Genomic DNA, 4655 nt, shown 5'->3' with positions numbered 1-4655 from the left:
ACCGGCCCGCACCACCCAGGGTCGACAACGCCGACGGCGGCGTCGGCGCGCTTCCCCCGCTGCTCATCGGGTCCGGCACCTCCTGCCGCGCCACGGCCTCCGCCGCACGCACCGCCTCGGCCACCTTCGGGTCGGTGGCCGTGTCGAACCAGCTCGCCACCTCGTCGTCCTCCAGCGACGGCATCGCCGGAGCCTGCTGCTCCGACGGCTCGTACCGGAACACCCCGTCCTCACCCGGCGCGCCGAACTGCTTGGCGAACCCTTCCAGCGCCTTGCCGTAGTCGCTGGGCACCAGCCACACCTTGTTCGCGTCCCCCTGCGCCATCTGCGGCAGCGTCTGCAGATACTGGTACGCCAGCACCTCCGGCGTGGGCCTGCTCGCCTTGATCGCGGCGAACACCTTCTCCACCGCCTTCGCCTGCCCCTGCGCCTGCAGGTACTTCGCCGCCCGCTCACCCTGCGCCCGCAGGATGTGCGACTGCCGATCGGCCTCCGCCTCCAGGATCGCCGCCTGCTTCGACCCCTCCGCGGCCAGGATCTGGCTCTGCTTCTGCCCCTCGGCCGTCTTGATCGCCGACTCGCGTTCACCCTCCGCGGTGAGGATCATCGCGCGCTTCTCCCGGTCGGCGCGCATCTGCTTCTCCATCGAGTCCTGGATCGACGGCGGCGGGTCGATCGCCTTCAGCTCGACCCGCGCCACCCGGATGCCCCACCGTCCGGTGGCCTCGTCCAACACGCCCCGCAACTGGCTGTTGATCTGATCGCGGGAGGTCAACGCGTCCTCCAACGACATCGCCCCGATCAGATTCCGCAACGTCGTCGTGGTCATCTGCTCGACACCCACGATGTAGTTCGACACCTCGTACACCGCCGCCCGCGCGTCGGTGACCTGGAAATACACCACCGTGTCGATCGACACCGTCAGGTTGTCGTGCGTGATCACCGGCTGCGGCGGGAACGACACCACCTGCTCCCGCAGATCCACCTTCGCCCGCACCTTGTCCAGGAAGGGCACCAGGAAGTTCAACCCCGGCGACGCCACCGTGCGGAACCGGCCGAGCCGCTCCACCACCGCCGACTGGGCCTGCGGCACCACCATTAACGCCTTCGTGACCACGATGACCACGAACAGTGCCAGCACGGCCACGACGATGTAACCCGCTGTCGACATCACCTGCTCCTTATTGTCGTTCGGAAGGATCAGCTCACGCGGTCCGCACCGGCCGAGACGGTCCCGTCACAGCGCCGACACGACCGCGGTCGCCCCCGAGATCTCCACGACCGTCACCGTGGTCCCCGGCTCGATCACCTCACCCTCGGCGACACTGCGCGCCGACCAGGTGTCCCCGGAGATCTTCACCTGCCCCCCGGAGTGGTCCACCCGGGTCACCGCGACCGCGCCCGTGCCGATCAACGCGTCGGTGTTCGTCCGCAGACCGGACCCGGCGAGGAACCGCCGTTTCAGCGCGGGCCGGGCGAGCACCAGCAGACCCACCGACGCCACCGCGAACACGAGCACGTCGATGATCGGGTTCCCGCTGACCGTCGCCGACGCCGCACCGGCGAGCGCCCCGGCACCGAGCATGACCAGCACGAACTCGCCCGAGAGCACCTCGGCCACGATCAAACCGAGTCCGACGAGGAGCCAGATAAGGGCCGCTGTCATGTGCTCATACTCCCAGACCCACGATCGTGACACCGAGTAGTCCGCACCCTGTGATCGAGGCGTGACCTCCGGCGGGCAGGCGGGCACGACACGGCTCACCCACCGTCCGACGTCACGAAGTCGATCAGCCGCTCCATCGCCCCCAGCAACGGCGGCTCCACATCCCGGAAGTCCCGCACCCCGGACAACACCCGGCGCCACCCGGCACCCGGATCACCCCACCCCAGTTCCGCGCACACACCACGCTTCCACTCCACACCCCGCGGCACCTCCGGCCACGCCCCGATCCCCACACTCGCCGGCTTGACCGCCTGCCAGACATCCACGTACGGATGCCCCGCGACCAGCACGAACCCGTCGTCGACCCCGTCGACTCCGCCGACCAGCCGTGATTCCTTGCTCCCCGCGACGAGATGGTCCACCAGCACCCCGAGCCTGCGCCCCGGTCCCGGACCGAACCCGGCCACCCGCTCGGCGAGACCGTCCACCCCGTCCAACCGCTCCACCACGACCCCCTCGACCCGGAGATCGTGCCCCCAGACCCGCTCGACCAGTTCGGCGTCGTGTGCCCCCTCGACCCAGATCCGCGAGTCCCGCGCCGTGCGCGCCCGCAGACCGGCCACCCGCACCGACCCGGACGCCGACCGGGCCGACACCGGGTCGGCGGCACGCCGAGGCCGCACGAGCGTCACCGGTTCCCCCTCCAGCAGAAACGCCCCCGACCCGGCCGCGAACACCCGCTGCCGCCCCCGCCGGTCCTCCAGGACGACACCACCGTGCTCCCAGCGCACCACCGCGCCGCAGAACCCCCCGGCCCGGTCCTCGACCACCAGCCCCGGTTCGGCCGCGACCTCCCGAACCGCCCGACGGGCACGCCGCGCCGCGGGATCCAGGGACACGTCGTCATACGAATGGGCATGCACGGCCGCCGACCGTAGTCCCGGCGCCGTGCCTCGTCACGGCACCACGCCGCGCGGTCCGGCCGGAACAGCCGCCCGGACCGGTCAGAACAACGGCCAGGGGATCGCGTGCCAGTCGTCGCCCGGTGTGGGGAACACGCCCGCCGCGAGCAACGCGTCGGTGCGCCGCACCAGCGCCTCCCGCTCGGCCACCGTCAGATGGGCGGCCAGCGACTCACCCAGACCGTGGTCGAGCGACCACCGTAGCTTCCGCAGCTTGTCCACCACCCCGTCCGGCAGCGGCTCACCGACCCAGCCCCACAGCACCGTGCGCAGCTTCGGATCCCGGTGCAGGCACACCCCGTGGTCGACACCGTAGATCCGCCCGTCCACACCGGAGAGCAGGTGACCGCCCTTGCGGTCGGTGTTGTTCACGACCACGTCGAGCACGGCCAACTCCGCGACCGCCGGATCCGCCGAGTGCGCCAGCACCACCGGGTCCCCCGTCTCGTCGACCGCGCGCAACACCACGCGAAAGCCTGGCGGGACCTCGTCCGGCGCACACACCCGCACCGGCTCGTCGTCGGCGGTCTCCACCCACAGCTGCACCATGCCCTCACCGAACGGGCCCTCGCGCAGCACCGTCGGCGGAACCCGCCCCAGCTCCGCGGTCTCGGAGATCAGATACGTCGCCACCTCCCGACCCGCGAGCGTGCCGTCCGGGAAGTCCCACAACGGCCGCTCCCCGGTCACCGGCTTGTACACCGCCCGCGCCGCGAGGCCGTCGGACTCCACCCGGCACAGCAGCGTCGTGTTCGAGGCCTCCACCAGCCGGCCCTCCACCTCCAGGCCGCCCCGCTCGACGAGCGGGAACGCGGCCGGATCGGTCGGATCCGGGTACTCCGTCACCGCGCCGTCAGTCCTCGTCGAGGTCGGTGGTCGTGTCGGTGCCGGTCAGGTCGGCGTTGCGCCGGTAGCCGTTCTGCCGCGGGCAGATGTGCCCGGCCGGGTCCAACGGGTCCCCGCACAACGGGCACGGCTTGCGGCCGGCGTTGACCACCCGGTCCGCCCGCGTCGTGAACGCGCGGGCCGCCGCCGGGCTGAGGAACACCCGCACCGCGTCCGGCCCCTCCTCGGTGTCGTCCAGCACGACGGCCTCGTCGACCTCGCCCTCGGTGATCGCCAACAGCTCGATCACCACCGCCTTGCTCTCGGCGTCCCAGCCCAGCCCCATCGTGCCGACCCGGAACTCCTCCTCCACCGGCACGTCCAGGGGTTCGTTGTCGACCAGCTCCTCGGCCACCTCGTCCGGCACCTCGGCACCGAACCGGCCGGAGATCTCCTCCAGCAACGAGCCGAGCCGTTCGGCCAGCACCGAGACCTGCTGCTTCTCGACGGTCACACTGACCGTCCGGGTGTCCTCCGACGCCTGCAGGTAGAACGTGCGGTCGCCGGGTTCCCCGACGGTGCCCGCGACGAAGCGGTCGGGTTGACGGAAAACGTGAATCACACGAGCCATGGCACCTACGACCCTATGTCAACACCCGCATCCGAGCGCGCCCGGGTCGCACTCCCCGCGCCGACTAGTCTGGGTCCATGCGCATGGACCCCGCACGGGCCCGGGCACGGTTCGCGGCCGCCCGCGTGGCCCGCCTGGCCACGGTCGGTGCGGACGACCTGCCGCACCTCGTCCCGGTGACCTTCGCCCTCGACACCGGCACCACCGATCCGCCCGACGACCTCGTCACGGCCGTGGACAGCAAACCGAAACGCACCACCTCGTTGCGGCGACTGCGCAACATCGCCGCCCACCCGGGCGTGTCCCTGCTGGTGGACCACTACGACGACACCGACTGGACCCGGCTGTGGTGGGTACGCGCCGATGGCCTCGCCACCGTGGCCGACACCGACCCGGCCGCCGCGGCGGCACTGTCGGCGAAGTACCCCCAGTACCGCCACGAACCACCCCGGGGCCCGTTCATCCGGATCGCGGTCACGACGTGGCGTGGTTGGGCGGCGTCGGCTCCCGATCCGTCGCACTGACCGTGCCGCCGACCCCGGCGCCGGCCCTCGTGGCCGCGCGCTCGTCC

The 4655-nt window shown here is 71.6% G+C and carries 6 protein-coding genes; 1 reads left to right on the top strand and 5 read right to left on the bottom strand.

All coding sequences use genetic code 11. The features are described from left to right. The 5 genes from SACHA_RS22975 to SACHA_RS0118235 form a co-directional block, all read right to left on the bottom strand. On the bottom strand, nt 1-1171 hold a 1171-nt coding region (locus SACHA_RS22975), incomplete at its 3' end, for an SPFH domain-containing protein (RefSeq protein ID WP_019812115.1). 66 nt (nt 1172-1237) lie between these two features. Next, entirely contained in the window at nt 1238-1666 is a 429-nt protein-coding gene (locus SACHA_RS0118250; protein ID WP_019812114.1) for an NfeD family protein, read from the bottom strand. Between the two features lie 95 nt (nt 1667-1761). Beyond that, entirely contained in the window at nt 1762-2589 is an 828-nt protein-coding gene (locus tag SACHA_RS0118245; RefSeq protein WP_028663328.1) for a DUF3097 domain-containing protein, read from the bottom strand. An 81-nt stretch (nt 2590-2670) separates the two neighbouring features. Then, complete coding sequence (locus SACHA_RS0118240; RefSeq protein WP_019812112.1) at nt 2671-3474, bottom strand: SCO1664 family protein; 804 nt, start codon at nt 3472-3474, stop codon at nt 2671-2673. Nucleotides 3475-3481: 7 nt separating this feature from the next. Then, a complete protein-coding gene (locus SACHA_RS0118235; RefSeq protein WP_028663327.1) occupies nt 3482-4084 on the bottom strand; it encodes a DUF3090 domain-containing protein in 603 nt (200 codons plus the stop codon). Nucleotides 4085-4161: 77 nt separating this feature from the next. On the opposite strand from SACHA_RS0118235, the gene SACHA_RS0118230 reads away from it, so the two are divergent. Next, nucleotides 4162-4608 carry a TIGR03668 family PPOX class F420-dependent oxidoreductase gene (locus SACHA_RS0118230; protein ID WP_019812110.1) on the top strand — a complete coding sequence of 149 codons (447 nt, stop codon included), beginning with the start codon at nt 4162-4164 and terminating at the stop codon, nt 4606-4608. The last annotated feature ends 47 nt before the right edge of the window (nt 4609-4655 follow it).

The sequence above is a fragment of the Saccharomonospora halophila 8 genome, assembly GCF_000383775.1.
GTDB classification, from domain to species: Bacteria; Actinomycetota; Actinomycetes; order Mycobacteriales; family Pseudonocardiaceae; genus Saccharomonospora; species Saccharomonospora halophila.
The sequence above is the reverse complement of the archived record's forward strand: the minus strand, read 5'-3'. Positions and strand labels throughout refer to the sequence as shown.

Excerpts from the sequence above, each read along its gene's own strand:
- SACHA_RS0118250 (WP_019812114.1), bottom strand. The coding sequence starts at position 1,666 with ATGACAGCGGCCCTTATCTGGCTCCTCGTCGGACTCGGTTTGATCGTG.
- SACHA_RS0118235 (WP_028663327.1), bottom strand. The coding sequence starts at position 4,084 with ATGGCTCGTGTGATTCACGTTTTCCGTCAACCCGACCGCTTCGTCGCG.
- SACHA_RS0118230 (WP_019812110.1), top strand. The coding sequence starts at position 4,162 with ATGCGCATGGACCCCGCACGGGCCCGGGCACGGTTCGCGGCCGCCCGC.